28 protein-coding genes are annotated in these 25001 nt (G+C 57.4%); 17 read left to right on the top strand and 11 right to left on the bottom strand.

The genetic code is table 11. The features are described from left to right. Positions 1 to 74 precede the first annotated feature (74 nt). The 7 genes from JFT81_RS17685 to JFT81_RS17715 all read left to right on the top strand — a co-directional run bounded on the left by JFT81_RS17685 (position 75) and on the right by JFT81_RS17715 (position 4905). Entirely contained in the window at positions 75 to 644 is a 570-nt protein-coding gene (locus JFT81_RS17685; RefSeq protein WP_201228326.1) for an Rnf-Nqr domain containing protein, read from the top strand. Continuing rightward, the gene (gene rsxB, locus JFT81_RS17690) at positions 641 to 1849 is read left to right on the top strand and encodes an electron transport complex subunit RsxB (protein ID WP_201228327.1); all 1209 of its coding nucleotides are present in this window, start codon (positions 641 to 643) and stop codon (positions 1847 to 1849) included. Before JFT81_RS17685 ends, rsxB begins: the two co-directional genes overlap by 4 nt. After that, a complete protein-coding gene (locus tag JFT81_RS17695) occupies positions 1836 to 2819 on the top strand; it encodes an RnfABCDGE type electron transport complex subunit D (RefSeq protein WP_201228328.1) in 984 nt (327 codons plus the stop codon). The genes rsxB and JFT81_RS17695 overlap by 14 nt, the downstream gene beginning before the upstream one ends. After that, complete coding sequence (locus tag JFT81_RS17700; RefSeq protein ID WP_201228329.1) at positions 2816 to 3421, top strand: RnfABCDGE type electron transport complex subunit G; 606 nt, start codon at positions 2816 to 2818, stop codon at positions 3419 to 3421. The genes JFT81_RS17695 and JFT81_RS17700 overlap by 4 nt, the downstream gene beginning before the upstream one ends. Beyond that, positions 3418 to 3987, top strand: coding sequence for an Rnf-Nqr domain containing protein (locus JFT81_RS17705; RefSeq protein WP_201228330.1), 570 nt, complete (start codon positions 3418 to 3420; stop codon positions 3985 to 3987). Before JFT81_RS17700 ends, JFT81_RS17705 begins: the two co-directional genes overlap by 4 nt. Continuing rightward, complete coding sequence (gene nth / locus JFT81_RS17710) at positions 3984 to 4622, top strand: endonuclease III (RefSeq protein ID WP_201228331.1); 639 nt, start codon at positions 3984 to 3986, stop codon at positions 4620 to 4622. The genes JFT81_RS17705 and nth overlap by 4 nt, the downstream gene beginning before the upstream one ends. Positions 4623 to 4728: 106 nt before the next feature. Beyond that, on the top strand, positions 4729 to 4905 hold the full coding sequence (locus tag JFT81_RS17715) for a hypothetical protein (RefSeq protein WP_201228332.1): 177 nt from the start codon (positions 4729 to 4731) through the stop codon (positions 4903 to 4905). A gap of 89 nt (positions 4906 to 4994) precedes the next feature. On the opposite strand, the gene JFT81_RS17720 is transcribed toward JFT81_RS17715, so the two are convergent. Then, positions 4995 to 5621 carry a response regulator transcription factor gene (locus JFT81_RS17720; protein WP_053123410.1) on the bottom strand — a complete coding sequence of 209 codons (627 nt, stop codon included), beginning with the start codon at positions 5619 to 5621 and terminating at the stop codon, positions 4995 to 4997. 480 nt (positions 5622 to 6101) lie between these two features. On the opposite strand from JFT81_RS17720, the gene JFT81_RS17725 reads away from it, so the two are divergent. Continuing rightward, positions 6102 to 6746 (top strand): hypothetical protein, encoded by a 645-nt coding sequence (locus JFT81_RS17725; RefSeq protein WP_201228333.1) that lies wholly within the window; start codon positions 6102 to 6104, stop codon positions 6744 to 6746. Between the two features lie 151 nt (positions 6747 to 6897). On the opposite strand, the gene JFT81_RS17730 is transcribed toward JFT81_RS17725, so the two are convergent. Together JFT81_RS17730 and JFT81_RS17735 are read right to left on the bottom strand one after the other, a co-directional pair. Beyond that, positions 6898 to 8115, bottom strand: coding sequence for an argininosuccinate synthase (locus JFT81_RS17730; RefSeq protein ID WP_201228334.1), 1218 nt, complete (start codon positions 8113 to 8115; stop codon positions 6898 to 6900). A 129-nt stretch (positions 8116 to 8244) separates the two neighbouring features. Beyond that, positions 8245 to 9153, bottom strand: a complete 909-nt coding sequence (locus JFT81_RS17735) for an OmpA family protein (RefSeq protein WP_201146911.1) — start codon at positions 9151 to 9153, stop codon at positions 8245 to 8247. A 160-nt stretch (positions 9154 to 9313) separates the two neighbouring features. Here JFT81_RS17735 and pyrC point away from each other — a divergent pair, with 160 nt between their 5' ends. Together pyrC and rnt are read left to right on the top strand one after the other, a co-directional pair. Further along, positions 9314 to 10360 carry a dihydroorotase gene (pyrC, locus tag JFT81_RS17740; RefSeq protein ID WP_201228335.1) on the top strand — a complete coding sequence of 349 codons (1047 nt, stop codon included), beginning with the start codon at positions 9314 to 9316 and terminating at the stop codon, positions 10358 to 10360. Next, on the top strand, positions 10357 to 11034 hold the full coding sequence (gene rnt, locus JFT81_RS17745; protein ID WP_007916667.1) for a ribonuclease T: 678 nt from the start codon (positions 10357 to 10359) through the stop codon (positions 11032 to 11034). The genes pyrC and rnt overlap by 4 nt, the downstream gene beginning before the upstream one ends. A 57-nt stretch (positions 11035 to 11091) precedes the next feature. Here the strand turns inward: rnt and JFT81_RS17750 are convergent, their stop codons facing one another. From JFT81_RS17750 to JFT81_RS17760, 3 genes are all read right to left on the bottom strand, one after another. Then, positions 11092 to 11505: a hypothetical protein gene (locus JFT81_RS17750; protein WP_201228336.1), complete on the bottom strand. Its 414-nt coding sequence runs from the start codon at positions 11503 to 11505 to the stop codon at positions 11092 to 11094. A 3-nt stretch (positions 11506 to 11508) separates the two neighbouring features. Next, the gene (locus JFT81_RS17755) at positions 11509 to 11979 is read right to left on the bottom strand and encodes a type II toxin-antitoxin system antitoxin SocA domain-containing protein (protein ID WP_201228337.1); all 471 of its coding nucleotides are present in this window, start codon (positions 11977 to 11979) and stop codon (positions 11509 to 11511) included. A gap of 216 nt (positions 11980 to 12195) precedes the next feature. After that, positions 12196 to 12798, bottom strand: coding sequence for a peroxiredoxin (locus JFT81_RS17760; RefSeq protein WP_003227723.1), 603 nt, complete (start codon positions 12796 to 12798; stop codon positions 12196 to 12198). Between the two features lie 315 nt (positions 12799 to 13113). Here JFT81_RS17760 and JFT81_RS17765 point away from each other — a divergent pair, with 315 nt between their 5' ends. Then, the gene (locus JFT81_RS17765) at positions 13114 to 13332 is read left to right on the top strand and encodes a bacterioferritin-associated ferredoxin (protein ID WP_003227725.1); all 219 of its coding nucleotides are present in this window, start codon (positions 13114 to 13116) and stop codon (positions 13330 to 13332) included. A 201-nt stretch (positions 13333 to 13533) separates the two neighbouring features. Then, entirely contained in the window at positions 13534 to 14007 is a 474-nt protein-coding gene (bfr, locus tag JFT81_RS17770) for a bacterioferritin (protein WP_095190453.1), read from the top strand. 213 nt (positions 14008 to 14220) lie between these two features. Here bfr and grxD read toward each other — a convergent pair whose 3' ends face one another. From grxD to JFT81_RS17785, 3 genes are all read right to left on the bottom strand, one after another. Next, positions 14221 to 14562 carry a Grx4 family monothiol glutaredoxin gene (gene grxD / locus JFT81_RS17775; RefSeq protein ID WP_042560740.1) on the bottom strand — a complete coding sequence of 114 codons (342 nt, stop codon included), beginning with the start codon at positions 14560 to 14562 and terminating at the stop codon, positions 14221 to 14223. Positions 14563 to 14659: 97 nt separating this feature from the next. After that, a complete protein-coding gene (locus tag JFT81_RS17780) occupies positions 14660 to 16765 on the bottom strand; it encodes a molybdopterin oxidoreductase family protein (RefSeq protein ID WP_201228338.1) in 2106 nt (701 codons plus the stop codon). 134 nt (positions 16766 to 16899) lie between these two features. Continuing rightward, the gene (locus tag JFT81_RS17785; protein WP_007916677.1) at positions 16900 to 17190 is read right to left on the bottom strand and encodes a hypothetical protein; all 291 of its coding nucleotides are present in this window, start codon (positions 17188 to 17190) and stop codon (positions 16900 to 16902) included. A gap of 404 nt (positions 17191 to 17594) precedes the next feature. Here JFT81_RS17785 and argF point away from each other — a divergent pair, with 404 nt between their 5' ends. Both argF and JFT81_RS17795 read left to right on the top strand, forming a co-directional pair. Continuing rightward, on the top strand, positions 17595 to 18515 hold the full coding sequence (gene argF / locus JFT81_RS17790) for an ornithine carbamoyltransferase (protein ID WP_201228339.1): 921 nt from the start codon (positions 17595 to 17597) through the stop codon (positions 18513 to 18515). Then, positions 18512 to 19621, top strand: coding sequence for an ABC transporter ATP-binding protein (locus tag JFT81_RS17795; protein ID WP_201228340.1), 1110 nt, complete (start codon positions 18512 to 18514; stop codon positions 19619 to 19621). The genes argF and JFT81_RS17795 overlap by 4 nt, the downstream gene beginning before the upstream one ends. 115 nt (positions 19622 to 19736) lie before the next feature. Here the strand turns inward: JFT81_RS17795 and JFT81_RS17800 are convergent, their stop codons facing one another. Beyond that, positions 19737 to 20519: a PhzF family phenazine biosynthesis protein gene (locus JFT81_RS17800; RefSeq protein WP_201228341.1), complete on the bottom strand. Its 783-nt coding sequence runs from the start codon at positions 20517 to 20519 to the stop codon at positions 19737 to 19739. A gap of 98 nt (positions 20520 to 20617) precedes the next feature. Then, entirely contained in the window at positions 20618 to 21088 is a 471-nt protein-coding gene (ybaK, locus tag JFT81_RS17805; protein WP_201228342.1) for a Cys-tRNA(Pro) deacylase, read from the bottom strand. A 362-nt stretch (positions 21089 to 21450) separates the two neighbouring features. Here ybaK and JFT81_RS17810 point away from each other — a divergent pair, with 362 nt between their 5' ends. The 3 genes from JFT81_RS17810 (at position 21451) to JFT81_RS17820 (ending at position 24733) form a co-directional block, all read left to right on the top strand. Beyond that, positions 21451 to 22302 (top strand): MIP/aquaporin family protein, encoded by an 852-nt coding sequence (locus tag JFT81_RS17810; RefSeq protein WP_201228343.1) that lies wholly within the window; start codon positions 21451 to 21453, stop codon positions 22300 to 22302. 77 nt (positions 22303 to 22379) lie between these two features. After that, positions 22380 to 23882, top strand: a complete 1503-nt coding sequence (gene glpK, locus JFT81_RS17815) for a glycerol kinase GlpK (protein WP_201146917.1) — start codon at positions 22380 to 22382, stop codon at positions 23880 to 23882. 95 nt (positions 23883 to 23977) lie between these two features. Continuing rightward, positions 23978 to 24733, top strand: a complete 756-nt coding sequence (locus JFT81_RS17820; protein WP_007916700.1) for a DeoR/GlpR family transcriptional regulator — start codon at positions 23978 to 23980, stop codon at positions 24731 to 24733. The last annotated feature ends 268 nt before the right edge of the window (positions 24734 to 25001 follow it).

Here is a 25001-nt window from a genome sequence, read left to right on the forward strand (position 1 = left end):
CCTGTGGGATTTTTCATATCCGCCCGGATAATGCCTAACCTTAAGAGACACTCGCCCGTTTCGCTGGCAGAACCATGACCGAACTTGTGCTTACGCTCATCAGTGCTGCGCTGCTCAACAACTTCGTGTTGCACTGGCCGCTGGGCATCGATCCGCTGTTGGCGGGCCGTCGCCAGCAGGTGCATGCGCTGGGGCTGGCGACGCTGTGTCTGATGGTGATCGTTGGCGTCATCGGTTACGCGATCTGGCATTGGTTGCTGGTGCCGCTGCAACTTGAAGCGCTGCGCCTGTTCGTGTTTCTGCCGTTGAGCGTGTTGCTGATTGCGCCGCTGCTGCACGGCTTGCAGCGCTGGCTGCCAAACCTGCCCTTCGACGGGTTATGGCCGCTGTTGCTGGGCAATGGCGGCGCGCTTGGGCTGGCGCTGATCAATGCGCAAAACGATCAAGGCCCGCTGCACGCGACAGCGCTGAGCCTCGGCGCCGGGCTGGGCTTCTGGCTGGTACTGAGCCTGTTTTGCGATTTGCGTGAACGCACGGCCGACAACGATATTCCCCTGCCCTTTCGCGGCCTGCCGATCGATCTGATCGGCGCCGGACTGATCGCAGTGATTTTTCTCGGATTCAGTGGATTGATCAAAACATGAGTCTGATTCAACGCATCGATGCGCTCTTGCCGCAGACCCAATGCGGCAAGTGTGGCCATCCCGGATGCAAGCCGTACGCAGAAGGCATCGTCGACGGCGAGCCGATCAACAAGTGCCCGCCCGGTGGTGATGAAACCATCGCGGCACTGGCTGAACTGTTGAAAATTCCAGTGCTGGAGCTGGATATCAGCCGTGGTTCAGCGCCGCCGCAAGTCGCTTATATCCGTGAAGCCGAATGCATCGGCTGCACCAAGTGCATTCAGGCTTGCCCGATCGATGCCATCGTCGGCGCGGCGAAATTGATGCACACCGTGTTGATCGACGAGTGCACAGGTTGCGACCTGTGTGTTGCGCCGTGCCCGGTGGATTGCATTGAGATGCACCCGCTGCCACTCGGTACGCTGCCGGTGGTGGGTGGTCTGGCCTTCAATCTGGACGAACAGCGCGCCCGCGCAGCCAAGCGTGATCACGCACGTCAGCGCTTCGAGCGGCGTAATGAGCGCCTGCAACGGGAAGAACAGCAAAAACAGGCAGAGCGAGAGGCTCGCGCGCAACGGGCCGCTCAACCGGCAGTGACTGCAAGCGATCCGGTGCAGGCTGCGCTGGAACGGGTTCGCGCCCAGAAAGCCGCCGGCGCCGATGCCGCGCTGAAAAAAGCCAAGATCGATGTGGCGATGAGTCGTGCGCAACTGCACAAATCCCTGAAAGCGTTCGGCCATCCGCCGACATTCGAGCAGCAGGCGCAATTAATTGTCTTGCAGCAGCAGTTCGAAGCGGCGGAGCACGCTTTGGCGAAACTCGAAAGCAGCGCCCCACCCGCCTCTGCAGTAGTGGCGCCGGCGAAAGACGCCGATCTGAAACGGGCGAAGATCCAGTTGGCCATGCGCCGCGCCGAACTGAAGAAAGCGCAAACAGCTGAAGCCGCACCTGAGCAGATCACAACGCTGGAACAGGCCTTGCGCGACGCCGAGCAGGCCTTGCACGCTGCCGAAGACACGAGCGAGCAGCCTTTGCCTGATTTGCTACGGGTCGAAAAACGGCCCATCGACAGCCATCTGCGCCAATTGAAAACCGAATTGGCCTACGCCCGCGCTGACCTCAACAAACTCGAACGGCGCGCCGACACCGCCACCGAAACCCTCGACAAGGCCCGCGCCCGCCTGCAAGACGCCGAGCGCCAGGTACAAGATCATGTCGCCCCTTGAGACGCCGGACGATCGCCTGCAACAGGCAATGAAACGTGTGCTGCTCGCCACGTTGCCGGGGCTGCTCGCATTGTTCTGGCTATACGGTTGGGGCGTGCTGATCAATCTGATCCTGTCCATCACTACGGCTTTGATCGTTGAAGCGGGTGTCACGCGCTTGCGTCGACAACCGCTACAACCGGTGCTGAGCGACGGCAGCGCGGTGGTCAGCGCGACACTGCTGGCGGCTGCCCTGCCACCTTATTGCCCTTGGTGGTTGACGGTAACGGCGATGGCCTCAGGTTTGTTGCTCGGCAAACATGTGTACGGCGGCGTCGGCAAAAATCCGTTCAACCCGGCAATGCTCGGATTCGCCTTGGCGATGTTGATGTTTGCACAGCCAATGACCCATTGGCCGGCGCATGGCATGGATGTTGTGGCTGCCGTGCATCAGGTATTCAACGTCGGCTCTGCGCCGGACGCTTGGGTTCAGGCCACGGCGCTGGACAGTCTGCGCATCAACAAAAGCCTGACCATGGATGAGCTGTTCGCCAGCAATCCGGCGTTCGGTCGATTCGGTGGACGCGGTGTGGAATGGGTGAACCTGGCGTTTCTCGCCGGTGGACTGTTCTTGTTGCAGCGCCGGGTGATCGGCTGGCAGGCGCCGGTCGGCATGCTCGCCAGCCTGTTTGTGGTCAGCCTGCTGTGCTGGAACGGTTCGGGCTCGGACTCCCATGGGTCACCGCTGTTTCACTTGCTGAGCGGCGCGACCATGCTCGGTGCGTTTTTCATCATTACCGAGCCGGTCTCCGGCGCCAGAAGCGCGCTCGCTCGCCTGCTGTTTGGCGTCGGCGTCGGGCTGCTGACCTATTTGATTCGCACGTGGGGCGGCTACCCTGACGGCGTCGCGTTTGCGGTGTTGTTGATGAATCTATGCGTCCCGACACTCGAGCGTTTTGCCGCCAGCCGCCAGATACAGGTGAGCCCATGAACCGCAGGAGCCGCGTGATGACGCTGGTCTTGCTGGCGGCCATCGGCCTCGGCGCGACGTATCTGATACAACAACTCAATGCGCCACAGATCGCCGCCGAACAACGTTTGATCGACAGCCGCAAACTGCTCGACGTGCTACCCGCCGAGGCCTACGACAACCAACCACTGGAACATCCGCTAACTTTGGCCGACATCGCGTTGAGCCACAGTGCCTTGACTGGCGGCTATCGCGCGACCAAGGGCAGTCAAACCGTCGCAGTCCTGCTGCGGAGTCAGACTCAGGGTTATGCAGGCGTCATCGAGTTGCTGATTGCCATTGATGCCAATGGAAAGTTACTTGGCGTGAAAACCCTCAGGCAAAACGAAACTCCGGCGCTGGGCGGGCCCATAGGCGACTGGCCAAATACCTGGCTTGCGGCGTTTTCCGGCAAATCGAGCAGCGAACCGGCAGACGCAGCCTGGGCATTGAAGAAGGATCAGGGCCAATTCGATCAGATGGCCGGCGCGACCATTACCTCCCGCGCAGCGATCAACGCGATTCATGACGCATTGCGTTACTTTGATGACCATCGGATCGCGTTGCTGGGAAGTGGAACATGAACCTGTCGAATGCTCTGATGCTCTCGCTGCTGCTGGGTGCTACTGAAACATTGGCGGGCGCATTGGTCATCCTACTGATGTTTGCCACGGTAGTCGGTGCTTATGGCGCATGCATGGCACTGCTGCGCTCGCGACTGACGGGGGCCAGTGCATTGCTGGCCAGTCTGCTGCTCGCGGCGACGTTGACCAGTTGTGCAGACATTCTTGCGCAACGCTGGTTTCTGCCGTGGCATCAGTCGGTAAGTCTGTATATCGGTCTGATCGCGTTGCAATGCGTGGTGCTGGAGTGCCATGGCTTCTTTCGCCAACCGCTGACCGACCGTTTCAGGCTCTGCGGTCTATTCGGCGGGCTGATGCTGCTACTCGCGGCACTGCGCGAACTCATCGGCCACGGCAGCCTCGGTCACGGACTATCCGAACACTGGCAAGGTCTGGTTTTATTCAGCGAGGGCCTGCATCTGATGACGCTGGTTCCCGGCGCCTTCATATTTCTGGGGCTGCTCCTTGCGGCCCGTCAGGCGTGGACTCGCTCGCACTCTATTTCCAAGGAATCGCATCGCCCATGAATGCCGCAAAACGTCTTGAGATCTTTCGCAGACTGCATGAAGACAATCCCGAGCCGAAGACCGAATTGGCCTACTCCTCGCCCTTCGAGTTGCTGATTGCGGTGATTCTCTCGGCGCAATCCACCGATGTCGGCGTCAACAAGGCCACGGCGAAGCTGTTTCCGGTCGCCAACACTCCGGCAGCGATTCACGCCCTGGGCGTTGAAGGATTGTCCGAGTACATCAAGACTATCGGTCTGTACAACAGCAAAGCGAAAAACGTCATCGAGACTTGCCGCTTATTGGTCGAGCGCCACAACAGTGAAGTGCCGCAGACGCGCGAAGAGCTCGAAGCTCTGCCCGGTGTGGGCCGCAAGACCGCCAACGTTGTGCTCAACACTGCTTTTCGCCAGTTGACCATGGCCGTCGACACGCACATTTTCCGCGTCAGCAACCGCACCGGCATCGCCCCCGGCAAGAACGTGGTCGAGGTGGAAAAGAAACTGATGAAGTTTGTACCAAAGGAATTCCTGCTCGACTCCCATCACTGGTTGATTCTGCACGGACGCTACGTGTGTCTGGCACGTAAGCCGCGCTGCGGCAGCTGCCGGATCGAAGACTTGTGTGAATACAAAGGCAAAACCTCGGACGATTGACTGGCTATTAGGTTTATTGATTCATCGATTGAAAAAATCTTTTTTACCCGCTGCTGGAATGTCGATATAAGGAGCGCCAAAGGCATTCTTAGCCGGGAGTCAGCTTATGAGTAGCGACAAAGAGCAACTGGAAATAGATGACGATATCGCTGCAGAGACTGATGACGCAGAACCAGTGGTTGAGGTCGCCAAGACCAATCTGAGCAAGCGCCGCACTATCGATAACTTGCTGGAGGAGCGCCGTTTGCAGAAGCAATTGGCCGATTACGATTTTGATGACTGATACTTGAAAGCCTCCCGGAACGGAGGCTTTTTACTTTCTGCTGATTGCTGAACTTGATCGGCCCATGATCCCGTCAGCGGTCGAAATGATCAGACAAGCCCATTACGCTGCGCCAATTCGATCAGATCAACCAGAGAGCGTGCGTTCAGTTTCAATAACAAACGTGTCTTGTAGGTGCTGACGGTCTTGTTGCTTAAAAACATACCGTCGGCAATTTCCTTGTTGGTCTTGCCCCGTGCCAGCTGTTGCAAGACCATCATTTCCCGCCCGGAAAGGCGATCCACCATATCGGCTTCACTGGCATTGCCCAAACTGGTACGTACCGTATGCAATGCCTGGTTGGGGAAATAACTATAACCTGACAATACCGCTTTGATTGCACTGAGCAACTCGGTCAGGTCCTGCTGCTTGCAGACATAACCGGCGGCGCCCGACTGCATGCAACGCATGGAAAAGTGCCCCGGTGCCTGAGAAGTCAAAACCAGCACTTTCATTGGCATGGCCACCGAACTCAATCGGGCAATAACTTCCAGACCATCAAGTTTGGGAATACCGATATCCAGTATCACGATGTCCGGCATTTGTTCGCGAGCCAGTTGTAACGCGTCCACACCGTTATCTGTTTCCGCAATGACTTCGTAGCCATGACGCTCCATCAGCATACGTACCGCGAGACGAATGACGGGGTGATCATCCACGATCAGCACTTTATTCATGGGCAGGTCCAATTTCGCTGTTCGAATTTCTAGAGCCCGCACCTTAGCTTAGTCATATCGCCTGTGGCATGGCGTTGTTCTCTTGCACTTGCAGCGAAAGACATGCCCTACAACCAATAAAGATTATTCCTACAAAAAATGCATTTGAAACGTTCAGGCAAACTGTACGTGCGGCTTTTGAGCGTCTTTTTGGCCGAGGAGCCCTGCGAATTTTTACCCATCCCGACAGCGACTCTAAATACTGATTCTCCCGGATCAGCCAGCCCAACTTTGGCCACTTCAGATAGCTATTCTGCGGATCACCGGAGCGCACCGAGTTCTACAGAACAAGTTAGCAACATCCTTGACGACTACCGACAAAACTCTGCAACAAGAAACTTCCAGACAGCAGATACCTTTTGATACCGGCCACCGACACTAATAACATCAACCAACCAGGCACTCACTAAAACACACTGCTCACAACAGAGGACAATTTCCATGAAAAAAAAGAACACGCTTAATATAAAAAAAAGAATAACCAACCCCATGACAATCATTGGCATATTTGCCTTGATCTCGGAGACGTCGGCTGCGGTATCCCTGCCGTTTCTGGACAATACCGAGCGCGAAATTTATATCTGGTTCCTGATCAGTTTCCCCTTCTATCTGTTACTGCTTTTTTTTATCACCCTCAACTTCAACTATCTTTCTCTCTACGCCCCCTCTGACTTCGATAGCGACGACCACTTCCTGAAGGCGCTTGAAGATCATAAAAACACGGCAAACCCGCAAGAAAAACGTCGCACCGACAACGCACCCGATCCTCCAGTGGTGGAACGCCGCGTAACTTCGCTGTGGGTCGAATACGCCGTTCAACTGTCCAAACCTTCGAGCTTACTGTCCATCATCGATGTACGTCTGATCAACACTCAGATTGAGCTGGATAAATTAAAAGAAGCATTCCCATTACACGGAAAACAGTCTAGCCAGATCATTATGTTTTTGACTGATTCAACTTCCGATGCATTATTCAAGCAAGTTGCTCTCAGCCACAGCAAACACATCAAGAAGACCACAGGCAGTACGCTTTACCTTGTCTATAACGTGTGTACGAGAATGGCGACAATACTGAAAGGAAATTGACGGACAGGAGACGTTCTTGGAAAGAACAATGGGCACACCGTTGAATGGGTGCGACGCATTAAACGAGTCAGGCAAGCGAGAGAAAGGGCTTGAGCAATAGCGCCCTCGTCAGAATGACAAGGGCGCTATTTATACTGCGCGTCTGAAGTAATCAGAACAGCTTGCGACCCTTGTTGGCAGCAATGCGCATACGCAGCGCGTTGAGCTTGATAAAGCCCGCCGCGTCGGCCTGATTGTAAGCACCACCGTCTTCTTCGAAGGTCGCGATGTTGGCATCGAACAACGAATCGTCGGACTTGCGGCCGGTGATGATCACATTGCCTTTGTACAGTTTCAGGCGCACAACGCCGTTCACGTTGACCTGCGAAGCGTCGATCATCTGTTGCAGCATCAGACGCTCAGGGCTCCACCAGTAACCGGTGTAGATCAGGCTGGCGTACTTCGGCATCAGCTCGTCTTTGAGGTGAGCGACTTCGCGGTCCAGGGTGATCGATTCGATGGCGCGGTGGGCGCGCAGCATGATGGTGCCGCCCGGGGTTTCGTAGCAACCGCGGGACTTCATGCCGACGTAACGGTTTTCGACGATGTCGAGACGGCCGATACCGTGAGCACCACCGATCTTGTTCAGCGTCGCCAGCACGGTAGCCGGGGTCATTTCGACGCCGTCCAGTGCAACGATGTCGCCGTTACGGTAGGTCAGTTCCAGGTATTGCGGTTTGTCAGGAGCGTTCTCCGGGGAGACGGTCCATTTCCACATGTCTTCTTCGTGCTCGGTCCAGGTGTCTTCCAGCACGCCGCCTTCATAGGAGATGTGCAGCAGATTGGCATCCATCGAGTACGGGGATTTCTTCTTGCCGTGACGCTCGATCGGGATCGCGTGCTTCTCGGCGTAGTCCATCAGCTTCTCGCGGGACAGCAGGTCCCACTCACGCCACGGAGCAATCACTTTCACGCCAGGCTTGAGTGCATAGGCACCCAGTTCGAAACGCACCTGGTCGTTGCCCTTGCCGGTGGCGCCATGGGAAATGGCGTCAGCGCCGGTTTCGTTGGCGATTTCGATCAGGCGCTTGGCGATCAGTGGACGTGCGATGGAGGTACCCAGCAGGTACTCACCTTCGTAAACGGTGTTGGCGCGGAACATCGGGAACACGAAATCACGCACGAATTCTTCGCGCAGATCGTCGATGTAGATTTCTTTGACGCCCATGGCCTGAGCCTTGGCGCGGGCCGGCTCGACCTCTTCGCCTTGACCGAGATCAGCGGTGAAGGTCACCACTTCACAGTTATAAGTATCCTGCAGCCACTTGAGGATCACCGAAGTGTCCAGGCCGCCGGAATACGCCAGAACGACCTTGTTTACGTCCGCCATGCCATCACTCCACGGGGTTCTACGGAAAGCCGAGGAGTCTACCGCCCAAACGCGATAATTTACAGAGGCGCGACAGCTTAAGACGACAAAGCGACAGAATCTGTCGAGAGCGCGACGATGACCGGCGGGTCAGGAAGTCGCCGCGGTATTGGCTGGAGTGCTGGCTTGCGGTGCTGGAACCGCAGTGGGTGCTACCCGCGCCAGTTTTACATTGACCCGACGGTTTTTCGCGCGATTGGCCGCGTTGGTGTTCGGCACGATGGGATATTGCTCGCCATGGAAACGCACGGTGATCTGCGATTCCTGAATGCCATTGGCCTTGAAGAAATCGACCACTGCCAGCGCGCGGCGGCGCGACAGTTCGCGGTTGGTCAGGCGATTGCCGCTGTTGTCGGAATGGCCGTCGAGTTCGATGTGATTGACCGTCGGATCGGCCTTCATGAACTCAAGCATCACTTGCAGTTTGGCCTTGGCGGCGGCATCGAGGTCAACGCCTTCGCCGGGGAAGCCGATCTGCGACTGTTTGATCTGATCGAAATTCTGCGGCAGCAATTTCGCTACACAGGTCTGATAGTCGTTAAACGCCTTGCTGAACTTCACCGGCAATAAACGCACTTCCGACACGCGGCCATCGCCCGAAGCGCGACGCACGACCGGACTGCGTCCATCCAGCAGGCCACTGATCAGACCGCCGGCCTGAGATTGCGAACTGTTGAACAAGACGTTGCCGCTACCGAGCCTGACATTGCCCAGATTGATGTCGCCACGTCCTGGCTGCCACGGTGCAGCCGCTGCCAGCAGCGTCGCCGAGCCACCGCCGAGCATGGCGTTGTAGGCATTCAGACGAAATATCGCCTGTTCGCCGGCCTTGCGCACGAATTCACCCGAGCCGAAATCAGTGATCGGTTGTGTCAGGCGGCATTCGAACTTGTCGCCGGCGACCGTCCACTCAATGTTCTCCAGGCGAGTCTGGTAGGTGAGCGCCATCGCGGGAAGGCTGGCAAACACACTGAGCAAGGCTAAATAACGCTGGCGCACGGGAGGCTCCATTGGCTTCTGAAACACAAAGACCGATTCACACTATGTTTACGGCATACGTACGGGATATCGGAAGCTTCCCGCAAAACTTGATAGCGAGTGCCTGCAAGAGTCTTTTCCGGTAGCATTCGCCTCAGTTTGACCCGCCTGGAATCCCCTCATGTCCGACCGCCTGACCCTGCTGCGTCCCGACGACTGGCATATTCATCTTCGCGATGGTGCCGTGTTGACCAATACCGTTGCCGATGTTGCGCGCACGTTTGGTCGCGCCATCATCATGCCCAATCTGGTACCTCCGGTGCGCAACGCCGCTGAAGCCGACGGCTATCGCCAGCGGATTCTCGCTGCCCGCCCGGCCGGCAGTCGCTTTGAGCCGCTGATGGTGCTGTACCTCACCGACCGCACCCAGCCCGAAGAAATTCGTGAAGCCAAGGCCAGCGGATTCGTGTACGCCGCCAAGCTGTATCCGGCTGGCGCCACCACCAACTCCGACTCCGGGGTGACCAGCATCGACAAGATTCTGCCGGCGCTGGAAGCCATGGCCGAAGTCGGCATGCCGCTGCTGATCCACGGTGAAGTTACCCGTAGCGACGTCGACGTGTTCGACCGCGAAAAGATTTTCATCGATGAGCATATGCGTCGTGTGGTCGAGCGCTTCCCGACGCTGAAAGTGGTGTTTGAACACATCACCACCGGCGACGCCGTGCAGTTCGTCAACGAGGCTTCGGCCAACGTCGGCGCGACCATCACCGCGCATCACCTGCTCTACAACCGCAATCACATGCTGGTGGGCGGGATTCGGCCGCACTTCTATTGCCTGCCGATCCTCAAGCGCAACACGCACCAGGAAGCCCTGCTCGACGCTGCCACCAGCGGCAGCGCGAAGTTCTTCCTCGGCACCGATTCGGCACCGCACGCCCAGCACGCCAAGGAAGCCGCCTGCGGCTGCGCCGGCTGCTACACCGCGTACGCCGCCATCGAAATGTATGCCGAAGCCTTTGAACAGCGTAATGCCCTGGACAAGCTCGAAGCGTTCGCCAGCCTCAACGGCCCGCGCTTCTACGGCCTGCCAGCCAACACCGATCGCATCACCCTGGTTCGTGAAGAATGGACCGCCCCGACCAGCCTGCCATTCGGCGAGCTGACCGTTATCCCGCTGCGCGCCGGTGAAAAACTGCGCTGGCGCCTGCTGGAGGAACACGCGTGAGTGAAGACCATTTCGACGACGAACTGGACGGTCAAAGTGGTGGTGGCGGTTCCCGTCATCCGATGGCAGCACGCTTTCGCGGCTACCTGCCGGTGGTCGTCGACGTAGAAACCGGTGGCTTCAACTCGGCCACCGATGCGTTGCTGGAGATTGCTGCGACCACCATCGCCATGGATGAAAAGGGTTTTGTTTATCCCGACCACACTTACTTCTTCCGTGTTGAGCCGTTCGAAGGCGCCAACATCGAAGCGGCGGCGCTGGAGTTCACCGGGATCAAGCTCGATCACCCGCTGCGCATGGCGGTCAGCGAAGAAACCGCGCTGACCGACATCTTCCGTGGCATCCGCAAGGCGCTGAAGGCCAATGGCTGCAAGCGCGCGATTCTGGTCGGCCACAACAGCAGCTTCGACCTCGGCTTCCTGAACGCCGCCGTTGCGCGGCTGGACATGAAGCGCAACCCGTTTCACCCGTTCTCCAGTTTCGATACCGCGACACTGGCTGGCCTGGCGTACGGTCAAACCGTACTGGCAAAAGCCTGTCAGGCAGCCGACATCGATTTCGATGGCCGTGAGGCGCACTCGGCGCGTTACGACACCGAGAAAACCGCTGAGCTGTTCTGTGGCATCGTCAACCGCTGGAAACAGATGGGCGGCTGGGAAGACTTCGACGACTGATACTCGTCGGATTTCTATCGAGCATAAAAAAACCGGCCACTTGGGCCGGTTTTTTGTTTAATGCTTATAGAGCTTAAATTCTCGATCAATCCACACCACGTAAAAAACTCGATGGCTCTTGTAACCCACCATCGCTACACGTTCGAAAGCCCGAAACACCAACAATCTGACATCACCTGTCAAAAAATCAGGTATCCCGACTTTCAAGCTGGTTCTCTCGATCGTTTCACAGCCATATCGATGCCTATGTTCTTTGCGCAATTCTCTCCAAGGCATTTTTCCCAGAATCCTCAGACGCTCAAGCATTTTCGACCGCTCGACGGCCTCGCAATCTTGAATGCACCAACCATTCTGCAAATACTCAAATGAGAAAATCGGAGGTCGTGCTTCTGATGAATCCTTTTCGATGGTTGACGTCCGTGCCGTTACTGCAACCGCCGCATCGCGTTCCCTGCGTTTGAACCTGGCCATTGTTCAGTTCACCAAATGCTCCCGGAAATACTCCTGCATCTCACAGGCTGGAATTTCTCGGCTGAACTCCCCTTCCTTGAAGTTTCTATGCCAAGGGGCTTCTTCATGCGTCAACTGACGTAGTTTCCACGCCGAGAATTGGCCATAAACGTCGAACACTTCGTTGAGCAGACTTTGTTGTTTGGCACTGAAAACATCTGGATTGAAATCACTTGGAGGAGGAATGGCACTCGAGCCAAATTGGCTGAATCTTCGATACAGATCCGGAACCACTGGCCCGTGCATCCACGCTTCCAGCTTTTCAGGGAAGAGTGCTTCGCCATGGACGGCCAGACTGAACCCTTGAGCGTAATAAACCATTTTTTGAATTTTGAGATTGGAGATCTCGCCCTCATGCCCTTCCAGGCAGAGGAAATAATCCGCAACGTCCAAGCTACTCGGCATTTGAATCCCCTTCTGCATCATGCAATCCATTGCACCGTCCTTACGAAGTGAGGCGCAATACCGGACCAGGCAATCGCCCCTGTGCCCCGTTATTGCTCGAGCACAACCCTATCCAACCACTGTTCAGTCATCCAGTATTTTTTCCGCGCATTTGAAACAAATGATGCCGAGAGGGTGTTCCAATTAATTCTCCACATAAAAAAACCGGCCACTTGGGCCGGTTTTTTTGTACCTCGACGTTGCGCCTTACAGGGCAGCAGCGTTCTCGGTCAGGTAAGCAGCAACGCCTTCTGGCGAAGCGTTCATGCCTTTGTCGCCTTTTTTCCAGTTGGCAGGGCAGACTTCGCCGTGCTCTTCGTGGAATTGCAGAGCGTCGACCAGACGGATCAGCTCTTCCATGTTACGGCCCAGCGGCAGGTCGTTGATGATCTGCGAGCGGACAACGCCTTTGTCGTCGATCAGGAACGCGCCACGGAAAGCTACGCCGCCTTCCGATTCAACGTCGTAAGCCTTGGCGATGTCGTGCTTCATGTCGGCAGCCATGGTGTATTTCACCTGGCCGATGCCGCCATTGTTGACTGGGGTGTTGCGCCAGGCGTTGTGGGTGAAGTGCGAGTCGATCGACACAGCGATCACTTCAACGTTGCGCGCTTTGAAGTCAGCCATGCGGTTGTCCAGAGCGATCAGCTCGGACGGGCAGACGAAGGTGAAGTCCAGTGGATAGAAGAACACCAGGCCGTATTTGCCTTTGATGGCCGAGGACAGGGTGAAGCTGTCAACGATCTCGCCATTGCCGAGTACGGCCGGGACGGTGAAGTCAGGGGCTTGTTTGCCTACGAGTACGCTCATTGATATCTCCTGGTGTAAAAACTTGAAGTTCAGGGTTCGGGCCAGCCTGCCATCCTCAGACGACAGCCCTGTGACACGAACCCCCTTCGCAAGGGCCGACCATCATACACTGCGTGTTTCGCCTGTCCTTAACGGTTTTTAAAAAGGAGGCGGATAACCACGCTGCATTTACAGGGCCAGGCAATTAGCCAGTGATCACCGTTCGTCAGCCACAGCTGTCAATCAGATGAAGTCTTCCGAAAGCACTTTGACAATCATTCTCGTTAACATTAAGATCCATCGCAATTGAGTCACAACCAGCGACGGTTCTCACTTATGTATGTTTGTCTCTGCACTGGCGTCACCGACGGACAGATCCGCGAAGCGATCTATGAAGGTTGCTGCAGCTATAAAGAAGTACGCCAGGCCACCGGCGTCGCCAGCCAATGCGGCAAATGTGCCTGTCTTGCCAAGGAAGTGGTTCGCGAAACCCTGACCAAGCTGCAAACCGCCCAGGCCGCGATCCCCTACCCGGTAGAATTTACTGCTGCGTAATAACACCCTATTTCAAAGAACCGGACTCATGTCCGGTTTTTTTATGCCTGTAAATCAACTGCTTAGGCTCAAGACGCGGAACACAAACATTCTTATTCCGATTAATTTTCATATATTATTCAATAACTTAGGTTTGACACTTATAAATACGAAGCTCAAACTCTGCCGCATATACAGCTATTACAGGGCAGGACTCCGATCATGAAAGGCGACATTACAGTCATCCAGCATCTCAACAAGATCCTTGCCAATGAGCTGGTCGCGATCAATCAGTACTTCCTGCATGCCCGTATGTATGAAGATTGGGGTCTGAACAAGCTCGGCAAGCACGAATACAAAGAATCCATCGATGAGATGAAGCACGCGGACAAGCTGATCAAGCGCATCCTGTTCCTCGAAGGCCTGCCAAACGTGCAGGACCTGGGCAAGCTGCACATTGGCGAGCACACCCAGGAAATGCTGGAGTGTGACCTGCGTATCGAGAAGACCGGTCACGCAGACCTGAAAGCCGCGATCGCGCATTGCGAAACCGTGGGCGACTTCGGTAGCCGTGAACTGCTCGAAGACATTCTCGAATCCGAAGAAGAACACATCGACTGGCTGGAAACCCAACTGGGTCTGATCGATAAAGTCGGTCTTGAGAATTACCTGCAGTCGCAGATGGGCGAAGAGTAAGTGCTGACGCTGGCTGCGATCGTTTCAGATTGCACCGGTAACTTGCAGTAACTTTGCGAACGCACTAAAAAGCCCCGCCCTCTTTCGAGGTGCGGGGCTTTTTATTGGCTTTTCTGTAGGAGCATGGCTTGCCAGCGAAGAAAGCGCCGCGGTGCTACAGACACACCGCGTTATGGTTTTTCGCGAGCAAGCTTTGCTCCTACAACAAAAGCATCAGGCTTCCGACTTGTTCGCCGCAGCCGCTTCAACAGCAGCCTTGATGGTGCTTTGCAGCGAGCCGTCAGCAGACATTTCGGTCATGATGTCGCTACCGCCGACAAGCTCACCACCCACCCACAGTTGTGGGAAAGTTGGCCAGTTAGCGTACTTTGGCAGGTTGGCGCGGATTTCCGGGTTCTGCAGGATGTCGACGTACGCAAACTTTTCGCCACACGCCATGACAGCCTGTGCAGCTTTCGCGGAGAAGCCACACTGTGGGGCATTCGGCGAACCTTTCATGTAAAGCAGAATGGTGTTGTTGGCAATCTGCTCTTTAATCGTTTCGATGATATCCATGGAGCACCTCGGCTGAACTTTCCGACTCATGGGTCGGCACGGTGGCGCATTGTAACGGAATCCCGAGCGCGCTGCTCGGTCTCCCCGACAGACATCCTCAAGCCGCCGCCACGGTCACCGGCACGCCATTCAACGCCGCGTTGCCCGACAACTCGTCGAGCTGGCATTCATCAGTCAGGTCATTGGCACTCGACCCCGGCTGGCCGCTGGCAATCGCCATCCTCACACCCGGACGCGCATGGCCCCAGCCGTGCGGCAGGCTGACCACGCCTTTCATCATGTCCAGGCTGCCAAGCACTTCCACCTCGATCTGGCCGACCCGCGAACTGACCCGCACCCACTGCCCATCACTGAGCCCACGACTGGCGAGGTCATCCGGGTGCATCAGCAACTGATGACGCGGCTTGCCCTTCACCAGACGATGATAGTTGTGCATCCACGAATTGTTGCTGCGCACATGCCGGCGACCGATCATCAACAGTTCATCGGCGGCGGGCGCCTGCAATGCGGCGAAACGTGCAAGGTCAGCGAGGATCTCCGGCGGCGCAGCCTGGACACGCTGATCAGGGGTTTTGAGGCGCGCCGCCAGGTTCGGCTTCAATGCACCGAGGTCAATCCCATGGGGATGATCAAACAGGGTCGCCAGCGAGAGCTTTTGCTCCGAGCCGTCACCGTACAGCCCCATGCGCAGGCCCATGTCGATCATCTTGGCCGGCGGCATGGTCGGTTTCAGTTCCTTGTCGGTCTTCTCGGCGAACGCCTTGGCGAGGCCAACAAAGATCTCCCAGTCATGCAACGCACCTTCGGGCTTGGCGAGGATCGCTCGATTGAAGCGGGTAACGTTGCGCACCGCAAACAAGTTGAACGTGGTGTCGTAGTGATCGTTCTCCAGCGCCGAGGTCGACGGCAGAATCAGGTCGGCATAACGCGTGGTTTCGTTGATATACAGGTCAATACTGAGCATGAACTCCAGGCCATCCAGCGCCTGCTCCAGTTGTCGCCCGTTCGGGGTCGACAACACCGGGTTGCCGGCCACGGTGATCAGCGCGCGGATCTGCCCTTCGCCTTCAGTGAGCATCTCTTCGGCCAGCGCCGAGACCGGCAACTCGCCGCCGTACTCGGGACGCCCGGAAACCCGACTTTGCCATTTGTTGAAATGCCCGCCCGACGTTGAAGCCACCAGATCCACCGCCGGCTCCGTGCACAGTGCCCCACCCACACGATCGAGGTTCCCGGTAACCAGATTGATCAACTGCACAACCCAATGGCACAGCGTGCCGAATGCCTGCGTCGACACGCCCATGCGCCCGTAACAAACCGCATTCGGCGCCGCGGCAAAGTCGCGGGCCAACTGACGAATCTGTTCAGCGGGAACGGCACACAACGGGCTCATCGCCTCGGCAGTAAACGTCGCCACTGCTGCACGCACTTCGTCCAGGCCCTCGACCGGCAGGTGACTGTCGCGCGTCAGGCCTTCGCTAAACAGCGTGTTGAGCAGCCCAAACAATAACGCCGCATCGCCACCGGGGCGCACAAACAGGTGCTGATCGGCCATCGCCGCCGTTTCGCTGCGCCGTGGATCGACCACCACGACTTTGCCGCCCCGAGCCTGAATGGCTTTCAGGCGCTTCTCAACGTCAGGCACGGTCATGATGCTGCCGTTGGATGCCAGCGGATTACCGCCGAGGATCAGCATGAAATCGGTGTGGTCGATGTCCGGAATCGGCAGCAGCAGGCCATGGCCGTACATCAGGTAACTGCTCAAGTGATGCGGTAACTGATCGACCGAGGTCGCCGAAAAGCGATTGCGCGTCTTCAGCAAGCCGAGGAAATAATTGCTGTGGGTCATCAGCCCGTAGTTATGCACGCTCGGGTTGCCTTGATAGACCGCCACGGCGTTCTGTCCATGCCGCTCCTGAATCGCCGCCAATTTCTCCGCCACCAGCGCAAACGCATCGTCCCACGCGATCGGCAGCCATTCGCTGCCAACGCGGCGCATCGGCTGGCGCAGGCGATCCGGGTCATTCTGGATATCTTGAAGCGCTACGGCCTTGGGGCAGATGTGGCCACGACTGAAAGTGTCGAGCGCATCACCCTTGATCGAAGTGATCGCGACATTGCCGTCGGTTTCAGTGGTTTCGATGGTCAGCCCGCAAATGGCTTCGCACAGGTGGCAGGCACGGTGATGGAGAGTCTTGGTCATGGCCAGTCTCTGTCTTGTTCTGGACGGGCAATCACGCCCGCGGGAACAAAACTATGGCCCGAGTGCCGACACGACGCCAGCGACGTTCGTCTTGTGAATCGATGACTATCAGGTGAGCCGATAGACCGCCGCAATCAGCTTGAGGGCAACTGAGGGGGCGCTGCCAGCTGGATTTCCTGAATGGTTTCGATCTGCTCGTGAGCAACGTGTACGCCGGTGAGTTCGCCGATCAATCGCCAGTGTTCGTCGAGTCCGGCGCTGATGGTCGCCATGCGATCGATCATGTGGCGCCCGGCGGATTTGACCACTTCGTCTTCGCTGCGCAACAGTTCAAAAGACATTGAAGTGACTGAAGCGGTCAGATGGGTCAGTGAGCGAGCCGTGTGGCCCAGCAATTCCATTAACAGTTTTTCTTTCGATTCCATGCGGTGGGCTTCCTGCGTCGCTCGAAACTTATTTATAACTCAGCACTTTGCTTTAGCAAATGTTTCAGACTGAGCATCCGACCAAGTGATGGCATGGCGCCACGGTCGTAAACCGACTCAAGCGACCCGATCCCCGCCACACCGCATTGCCAAGCCCTGCGAGGCCAGTGTACAAAGAGGCTCGCTGCTGTCCTGAACTTGGCTTCAAATGCGTGACTGCAACATCATGTCCGCCCTCCGAATCCCGCAAAAACCGTAGCCTATTGGAAAAACGCGACATTTAGTGTCAATATCGCGCCTTCCCCTATTTCGTCGCCCCGTGCGGCTTACGCCGCAGGTCTCGCCCGTTGTTCCGTTAAACAAGGCTTTGAGCATCTGCGGTTTGTAGCAAAAGGTAGTCAATGATGAGCGCAAGGCACTTTCTCTCCCTGATGGATTGCACGCCCGAAGAGCTGGTCAGCGTGATCCGTCGAGGCGTTGAGCTCAAGGACCTGCGTAACCGCGGCGTACTGTTCGAGCCTCTGAAAAACCGCGTGCTGGGGATGATTTTCGAGAAATCCTCGACCCGCACGCGGATCTCGTTTGAAGCGGGCATGATCCAGCTCGGCGGCCAGGCGATCTTCCTTTCGCCGCGCGACACCCAACTGGGCCGTGGCGAGCCGATCGGCGACTGCGCCATCGTCATGTCGAGCATGCTCGACGCAGTGATGATCCGTACCTTTGCCCACAGCACCCTGACCGAATTCGCCGCCAACTCGCGCGTGCCAGTGATCAACGGCCTGTCCGATGACCTGCACCCGTGCCAGTTGCTGGCCGACATGCAGACATTCCTCGAGCACCGTGGCTCGATCCAGGGCAAAACCGTGGCCTGGATCGGCGACGGCAACAACATGTGCAACAGCTATATAGAAGCGGCGATCCAGTTCGACTTCCAGTTGCGCATCGCCTGCCCTGAAGGCTACGAGCCCAACCCTGAATTCGTCGCCAGGGCCGGCGACCGCGTGACCATCGTCCGCGATCCGCAGGACGCCGTGCGTGGCGCGCATCTGGTCAGCACCGATGTCTGGACTTCGATGGGCCAGGAAGAGGAAACTGCCAAGCGCCTCAAGCTGTTCGCGCCGTTCCAGGTCAATCGCGCCCTGCTCGACCTCGCTGCCGAGGACGTGCTGTTCATGCACTGCCTGCCCGCGCACCGTGGCGAAGAAATCAGCCTCGACCTGCTTGATGACCCGCGCTCCGTCGCCTGGGATCAGGCAGAAAACCGTCTCCACGCACAGAAGGCCCTGCTCGAGTTCCTCGTCGAACCGGCATATCACCACGCATGAGCCATGAATTACTGCTGAACCTGCGCAACCTCGCTTGCGGCTATCAAGATCAACGTGTGGTGCAGAACCTCAATCTGCACCTCAACGCCGGTGACATCGGCTGCCTGCTCGGCTCGTCCGGCTGCGGCAAAACCACGACGTTGCGCGCCATTGCCGGTTTCGAGCCGGTGCACGAAGGTGAAATCACGTTGGGCGGCGAAACCATTTCCAGCGCCGGTTTCACCCTCGCACCGGAGAAGCGCCGGATCGGCATGGTGTTTCAGGATTACGCGCTGTTCCCGCACCTCAGCGTCGCGGACAACATTGCATTCGGCATCCGCAAGCACCCGAACAAGGAGCGCGTTACCGAAGAGTTGCTCGAACTGGTCAACCTGAAAAACCTCGGCAAGCGCTTCCCCCACGAGTTGTCCGGCGGCCAACAGCAACGCGTCGCCCTCGCCCGCGCTCTGGCACCCGAGCCGCAATTGCTGTTGCTGGATGAGCCTTTCTCCAACCTCGATGGTGAATTGCGCCGCAAGCTCAGCCATGAGGTGCGCGACATCCTCAAGGCCCGTGGCACCAGTGCGATTCTGGTGACCCACGATCAGGAAGAAGCCTTTGCCGTGAGCGATCATGTCGGCGTCTTCAAGGAAGGTCGACTGGAGCAGTGGGACACGCCGTACAACCTGTATCACGAGCCAGCAACGCCTTATGTAGCGAGTTTTATCGGTCAGGGTTACTTCATTCGTGGCCAACTCGGCAGCCCGGAATCGGTGCAGACCGAACTGGGTGAACTGCGCGGCAACCGGGCCTATACGTGGCCGATTGGCGGGGCGGTGGATGTTTTGCTGCGCCCGGATGACATTGTTTATGCGCCGGACAGTGGGTTGAAGGCGCGAATTGTCGGCAAAACTTTCCTTGGGGCTTCGACGTTGTATCGCCTGCACTTGCCTACCGGCGCGCAGCTGGAGTCGATTTTCCCGAGCCATGCTGACCATCAGGTGGGTGCAGAGGTGGGGATTCGTGTCGCGGCCGAACATCTCGTGTTGTTCCAGGCCTCGGGCAGCACCGCAGCACAAATTCCGGCAGTGGAAAACGGCGTCCGCCGCTACAGCACTGCACTCTGATCCGTCCCGGATCAGAACTGTGGGAGCGAGCCTGCTCGCGAATGCGATGTATCAGTCACAGATGATTTGACTGACCGAATTCGCGAGCAGGCTCGCTCCCACAGGTGTTTTTGGGTCAGCTCAAAAACAATGTGCCGCTCGCAACGAGCGTCGCATTGCCGCCGATCTTCACCCGCTCGCCTTCCAGCCGACAAAACAACTCCCCGCCCCGCGCCGAACGCTGGCACGCGGTCAGGCTCGACTTGCCCAGACGTTTCGACCAATACGGAATCAAGCTGCAATGGGTCGAACCAGTCACCGGGTCTTCATTGATGCCAATTGCCGGCGCGAAATAGCGCGAGACAAAATCATGCTGATTGCCGCGCGCCGTGACGATAGCGCCGAGCCAAGGCAGTTTGGCCAATGCAACCATGTCTGGTTGGCAATCGAGCACAGCCTGCTCCGACTCCAGCACCACAAACAATTCGTTGGACCCGAGCACATCCACGGCTTCGACGCCCAGCGCCCGCTCGACATCCAACGTCACGCCAATCTCCGAGGGCACGATTGACGGGAAGTCCAGCCACAAGCGGCCATCCCCACGGCTCACACTCAGCGGCCCGGACTTGCAGGTGAAGTCCAGACGCTCGGCCGTTTCCTTGTAGATCTCGAACAGCACATAAGCGCTGGCCAGCGTCGCGTGACCGCACAACGGCACTTCGGTGGTCGGCGTGAACCAGCGGATATGCCAGGCCGAACCTTCCCGCACCAAAAAGGCAGTTTCCGCCAGATTGTGTTCGGCGGCGATCTTCTGCATCAACTCGTCCGCGAGCCACGCGTCGAGCCGATACACCATCGCCGGATTGCCGCTGAATGGCCGATCACTGAATGCGTCGACCTGATGAAAATCAAGCTGCATAACTTACTCCCTCAGTCAGTCGGCAGAGCATGCAGCGCTGCTCGGATCAACGCCAGTGACAGAACCCGCCAATTTTCTTCATACAGCCGAGGTTATTCTCATGCGCGACCAATGTCGGCGAATTCGGCCTGGGTATGCTCGGCCAGCACAGCAGGAGCCAATTCGACTTCCAGGCCACGTCGACCGGCGCTGACATAAATAGTCGCAAAGGCCTGAGCGGAATTATCAATGAAGGTACGCAGACGTTTCTTCTGACCCAGCGGACTGATGCCCCCCAACAAATAACCGGTGGAGCGCTGGGCCGCCGCCGGGTCCGCCATCTCGACTTTTTTCACCCCTGCCGCGTGAGCCAGACCTTTGAGGTCGAGACTTCCGACGACCGGCACCACTGCCACCAGCAATTCGCCTTTCTCACTGGCCGCGAGCAGCGTCTTAAACACCTGCGCAGGCTCCAGCGCGAGTTTTTCCGCGGCCTCCAGCCCGTAGGACGCGGCCTTCGGGTCATGTTCGTAACTGTGCACGCGATGTTCGGCACGAACTTTTTTCAACAAGTCCAACGCAGGGGTCATGGCAGCTCCAGGCTCGGCAGTGGCAGAAAAATCCTGCGCCGGATTCTAGGCGATCAGATAACAAAAGGCTCTAGTCCAGCGCCGCGTTTCCCGCGGCCTGCAGCCTTTTCAGAAGATCGATAATCGGCCCTCGTCGAGGATCATTCACAGCGCCAATAGTTTTATTGTGACCGATGGTTCACTTTCGACCTTTGACAGGTTTGTTTCTTGTCTATATTTTTTCGAATCTGAATAATGTAAAAATTATCATCATTGCAGCACCCAGCAGTAAACCGGGAACAGGATGGGGATCCTGCCCCGGGGAAAATCGCGCCCTGCCCTGACGGCATCGCGCCAGACAACAACAAAAAACGAGGTTTTCAATGACAACTGCTTTACAGCAACCATCGCTCTCGGGCCAATGCATGGCCGAGTTTCTGGGTACTGCACTCCTGATCTTTTTTGGTACCGGCTGTGTCGCCGCGCTCAAAGTCGCGGGTGCCAGCTTCGGCCTTTGGGAAATCAGCATCATCTGGGGCGTCGGCGTGAGCATGGCGATCTACCTCACCGCAGGCGTTTCCGGCGCGCATCTGAACCCGGCCGTGAGCATCGCGCTGACAATCTTCGCCGACTTCGAAAAGCGCAAACTGCCCTTCTACATTCTTTCGCAGGTGGCTGGCGCCTTCTGCGGTGCGCTGTTGGTTTACACGCTGTACAGCAATCTGTTCTTCGATTACGAACAAACTCACCAAATGGTGCGTGGCTCGGCCGCCAGCCTTGAGTTAGCGTCGGTGTTCTCCACTTTCCCGAATCCGGTGCTGTCCACCGCTCAGGCGTTCCTGGTCGAGATGATCATCACCGCCATCCTGATGGGCGTGATCATGGCCCTGACCGACGACAACAACGGCTTGCCGAAAGGCCCGATGGCACCACTGCTGATTGGTTTGCTGATCGCGGTGATTGGCAGTTCGATGGGCCCTCTGACCGGTTTTGCGATGAACCCGGCACGTGATTTCGGTCCGAAACTGATGACTTTCTTTACTGGCTGGGGTGAAATTTCCTTCACCGGCGGCCGTGATATTCCGTACTTCCTGATTCCGATTTTTGCACCGATTGTCGGTGCCTGCCTCGGCGCTGCCGGGTATCGCGGGCTCATCGCCCGTCACCTGACCGGCGCCACACCTGCTACAAAGGATGCAGAACCGGCCATTGACGGCAAACCAAGAACTTCTTGAAACAGCCGGCGCGGGTTTCTGCCAATCCGAGCCTGCGCCACGGCCCACTCTCCCTTATTTCGTCCAAGGCAATCGACATGACCGACATTCAGAATAAGAACTACATCATTGCCCTCGATCAGGGTACGACCAGCTCACGCGCGATCATTTTTGACCGCGATGCGAACGTGGTCTGCACCGCGCAGCGCGAATTCGCCCAGCACTATCCGCAAGCCGGTTGGGTCGAACATGACCCGATGGAAATCTTCGCCACCCAGAGCGCCGTGATGGTTGAGGCGCTGGCCCAGGCGGGTCTGCATCATGATCAGGTCGCTGCCATCGGCATCACCAACCAGCGTGAAACCACCGTAGTCTGGGACAAGACCACCGGCCGCCCTGTCTACAACGCGATCGTCTGGCAGTGCCGCCGCAGCACCGAGATCTGCCAGCAGCTCAAGCGCGACGGCCACGAAGACTACATCCGAGACACCACCGGCCTGGTCACCGACCCGTACTTCTCCGGCACCAAACTCAAGTGGATCCTCGACAACGTCGAAGGCAGCCGCGAACGTGCGCGCAACGGCGAACTGCTGTTCGGCACCGTTGATAGCTGGCTGATCTGGAAATTCACCGGCGGCAAAGTTCACGTCACCGACTACACCAACGCCTCGCGCACCATGCTCTTCAACATTCACTCGCTGGAGTGGGATTCGAAGATGCTGGAGATCCTCGATATCCCGCGCGAGATGCTTCCGGAAGTCAAAGCCTCCTCGGAAATCTATGGTCGCACCAAGAGCGGCATCGCCATCGGCGGTATCGCTGGCGACCAGCAAGCGGCACTGTTCGGCCAGATGTGCGTCGAGCCGGGTCAGGCGAAAAACACCTACGGCACCGGTTGCTTCCTGCTGATGAACACCGGCGACAAAGCGGTGAAATCCCAGCACGGCATGCTCACAACCATCGCTTGCGGCCCGCGTGGCGAAGTGGCTTATGCACTGGAAGGCGCGGTATTCAACGGCGGTTCGACCGTGCAGTGGCTGCGCGATGAACTGAAGATCATCAACGACGCTCACGACACCGAATACTTCGCCAGCAAGGTCAAGGACAGCAATGGCGTGTACCTGGTGCCGGCCTTCACCGGTCTGGGCGCTCCCTACTGGGACCCGTATGCCCGTGGCGCGCTGTTCGGCCTGACTCGCGGCGTGCGCGTTGATCACATCATCCGCGCCGCGCTGGAATCGATCGCCTACCAGACTCGTGACGTCCTCGACGCCATGCAACAGGACTCCGGCGAACGCCTCAAAGCCCTGCGCGTGGACGGCGGCGCGGTAGCGAACAACTTCCTCATGCAGTTCCAGGCCGACATCCTCGGCACCCAGGTCGAGCGCCCGCAAATGCGCGAAACCACAGCACTGGGTGCGGCCTATCTGGCCGGTCTGGCGTGCGGCTTCTGGGGCAGCCTGGAAGAACTGCGCGGCAAGGCAGTGATCGAGCGCGAGTTCGAGCCGAGCCTGGACGAAGTCGAGAAAGAGAAACTGTACAAAGGCTGGAAAAAAGCCGTCAGCCGTACCCGTGACTGGGCGCGTGAAGACGCTGAATAAGCCAACCTTCAGAGACTGATAGGCAACTAACTGGTCGGGAGCGGATTCCTGCGGCATCATGGGCAAATTTTGCACGGCAGCCCAAAGGAAGCCCCATGAATCTGCCTCCCCGTCAGCAGCAAATCCTCGAGCTGGTCCGCGAACGCGGCTATGTGAGCATCGAGGAAATGGCCACGCTGTTCGTTGTTACCCCGCAAACCATCCGCCGCGACATCAATCAGCTCGCGGAAGCCAATTTACTGCGTCGCTACCATGGCGGCGCGGCCTACGACTCCAGCGTCGAAAACACCGCTTATGCGATGCGCGCCGATCAGATGCGCGATGAAAAACAACGCATCGGTGAAGCCATCGCCGCGCAGATCCCCGACCACGCCTCGTTGTTCATCAACATCGGCACCACCACCGAATCGATTGCCCGCGCCCTGCTCAATCACAATCACCTGAAGATCATCACCAACAACCTGCACGTGGCGTCGATGCTTAGCGCCAAGGATGATTTCGACGTGCTGTTGACCGGCGGCAATGTGCGCCGCGATGGTGGCGTGGTCGGTCAGGCGAGCGTGGATTTCATTAATCAGTTCAAGGTTGATTTCGCGCTGGTCGGGATTAGCGGGATTGATGAAGACGGCAGTCTGCTCGACTTCGATTATCAGGAAGTACGGGTTTCCCAAGCGATCATTGCCAATGCACGGCAGGTGATTCTGGCGGCGGACTCGAGCAAGTTCGGACGTAATGCGATGATTCGACTTGGGCCGATCAGTCTGATTGATTGCCTGGTGACCGATCAGCAGCCGGTGCCGGCGCTGGCGCAATTGTTGAGCCAGCACAAGATTCGCCTCGAAGTCGTTTAACCCTTCTTATCTTCATTGGCTGTACCGACGCCTTCGCGAGCAGGCTCGCTCCCACACTGGAATGCATTTCAAACTGTGGGGGCGAGCCTGCTCGCGAAAGCGATCACTCAAACAACACACCTCTCGCGCCATTAAGCGCATCCCATGTTCGAAAATTTTCCTTTTTTTGATCTTCGATGAGTTTTTTCAATCGAACGTGACTGGCTGTGCGCGTCTTTATGGGCTACCATTTTCGCAAATGAACATTAATGTTCGATTTCCAATATAG

Origin of the sequence: Pseudomonas sp. TH43, assembly GCF_016650635.1 — a bacterium.
GTDB lineage: Bacteria > Pseudomonadota > Gammaproteobacteria > Pseudomonadales > Pseudomonadaceae > Aquipseudomonas.

Coding starts and splice junctions, on each gene's coding strand:
- JFT81_RS17755 (WP_201228337.1), bottom strand. CDS start 11,979: ATGGATTGCATGATGCAGAAGGGGATTCAAATGCCGAGTAGCTTGGAC.
- argF (WP_201228339.1), top strand. CDS start 17,595: ATGAGCGCAAGGCACTTTCTCTCCCTGATGGATTGCACGCCCGAAGAG.
- JFT81_RS17810 (WP_201228343.1), top strand. CDS start 21,451: ATGACAACTGCTTTACAGCAACCATCGCTCTCGGGCCAATGCATGGCC.
- grxD (WP_042560740.1), bottom strand. CDS start 14,562: ATGGATATCATCGAAACGATTAAAGAGCAGATTGCCAACAACACCATT.
- JFT81_RS17820 (WP_007916700.1), top strand. CDS start 23,978: ATGAATCTGCCTCCCCGTCAGCAGCAAATCCTCGAGCTGGTCCGCGAA.
- JFT81_RS17720 (WP_053123410.1), bottom strand. CDS start 5,621: ATGAATAAAGTGCTGATCGTGGATGATCACCCCGTCATTCGTCTCGCG.
- ybaK (WP_201228342.1), bottom strand. CDS start 21,088: ATGACCCCTGCGTTGGACTTGTTGAAAAAAGTTCGTGCCGAACATCGC.
- JFT81_RS17800 (WP_201228341.1), bottom strand. CDS start 20,519: ATGCAGCTTGATTTTCATCAGGTCGACGCATTCAGTGATCGGCCATTC.
- JFT81_RS17750 (WP_201228336.1), bottom strand. CDS start 11,505: ATGGCCAGGTTCAAACGCAGGGAACGCGATGCGGCGGTTGCAGTAACG.
- rsxB (WP_201228327.1), top strand. CDS start 641: ATGAGTCTGATTCAACGCATCGATGCGCTCTTGCCGCAGACCCAATGC.
- JFT81_RS17695 (WP_201228328.1), top strand. CDS start 1,836: ATGTCGCCCCTTGAGACGCCGGACGATCGCCTGCAACAGGCAATGAAA.
- nth (WP_201228331.1), top strand. CDS start 3,984: ATGAATGCCGCAAAACGTCTTGAGATCTTTCGCAGACTGCATGAAGAC.
- bfr (WP_095190453.1), top strand. CDS start 13,534: ATGAAAGGCGACATTACAGTCATCCAGCATCTCAACAAGATCCTTGCC.
- JFT81_RS17715 (WP_201228332.1), top strand. CDS start 4,729: ATGAGTAGCGACAAAGAGCAACTGGAAATAGATGACGATATCGCTGCA.
- JFT81_RS17765 (WP_003227725.1), top strand. CDS start 13,114: ATGTATGTTTGTCTCTGCACTGGCGTCACCGACGGACAGATCCGCGAA.
- JFT81_RS17760 (WP_003227723.1), bottom strand. CDS start 12,798: ATGAGCGTACTCGTAGGCAAACAAGCCCCTGACTTCACCGTCCCGGCC.
- JFT81_RS17730 (WP_201228334.1), bottom strand. CDS start 8,115: ATGGCGGACGTAAACAAGGTCGTTCTGGCGTATTCCGGCGGCCTGGAC.
- JFT81_RS17780 (WP_201228338.1), bottom strand. CDS start 16,765: ATGACCAAGACTCTCCATCACCGTGCCTGCCACCTGTGCGAAGCCATT.
- JFT81_RS17700 (WP_201228329.1), top strand. CDS start 2,816: ATGAACCGCAGGAGCCGCGTGATGACGCTGGTCTTGCTGGCGGCCATC.
- JFT81_RS17725 (WP_201228333.1), top strand. CDS start 6,102: ATGAAAAAAAAGAACACGCTTAATATAAAAAAAAGAATAACCAACCCC.
- pyrC (WP_201228335.1), top strand. CDS start 9,314: ATGTCCGACCGCCTGACCCTGCTGCGTCCCGACGACTGGCATATTCAT.
- JFT81_RS17705 (WP_201228330.1), top strand. CDS start 3,418: ATGAACCTGTCGAATGCTCTGATGCTCTCGCTGCTGCTGGGTGCTACT.
- JFT81_RS17785 (WP_007916677.1), bottom strand. CDS start 17,190: ATGGAATCGAAAGAAAAACTGTTAATGGAATTGCTGGGCCACACGGCT.
- JFT81_RS17795 (WP_201228340.1), top strand. CDS start 18,512: ATGAGCCATGAATTACTGCTGAACCTGCGCAACCTCGCTTGCGGCTAT.
- JFT81_RS17685 (WP_201228326.1), top strand. CDS start 75: ATGACCGAACTTGTGCTTACGCTCATCAGTGCTGCGCTGCTCAACAAC.
- glpK (WP_201146917.1), top strand. CDS start 22,380: ATGACCGACATTCAGAATAAGAACTACATCATTGCCCTCGATCAGGGT.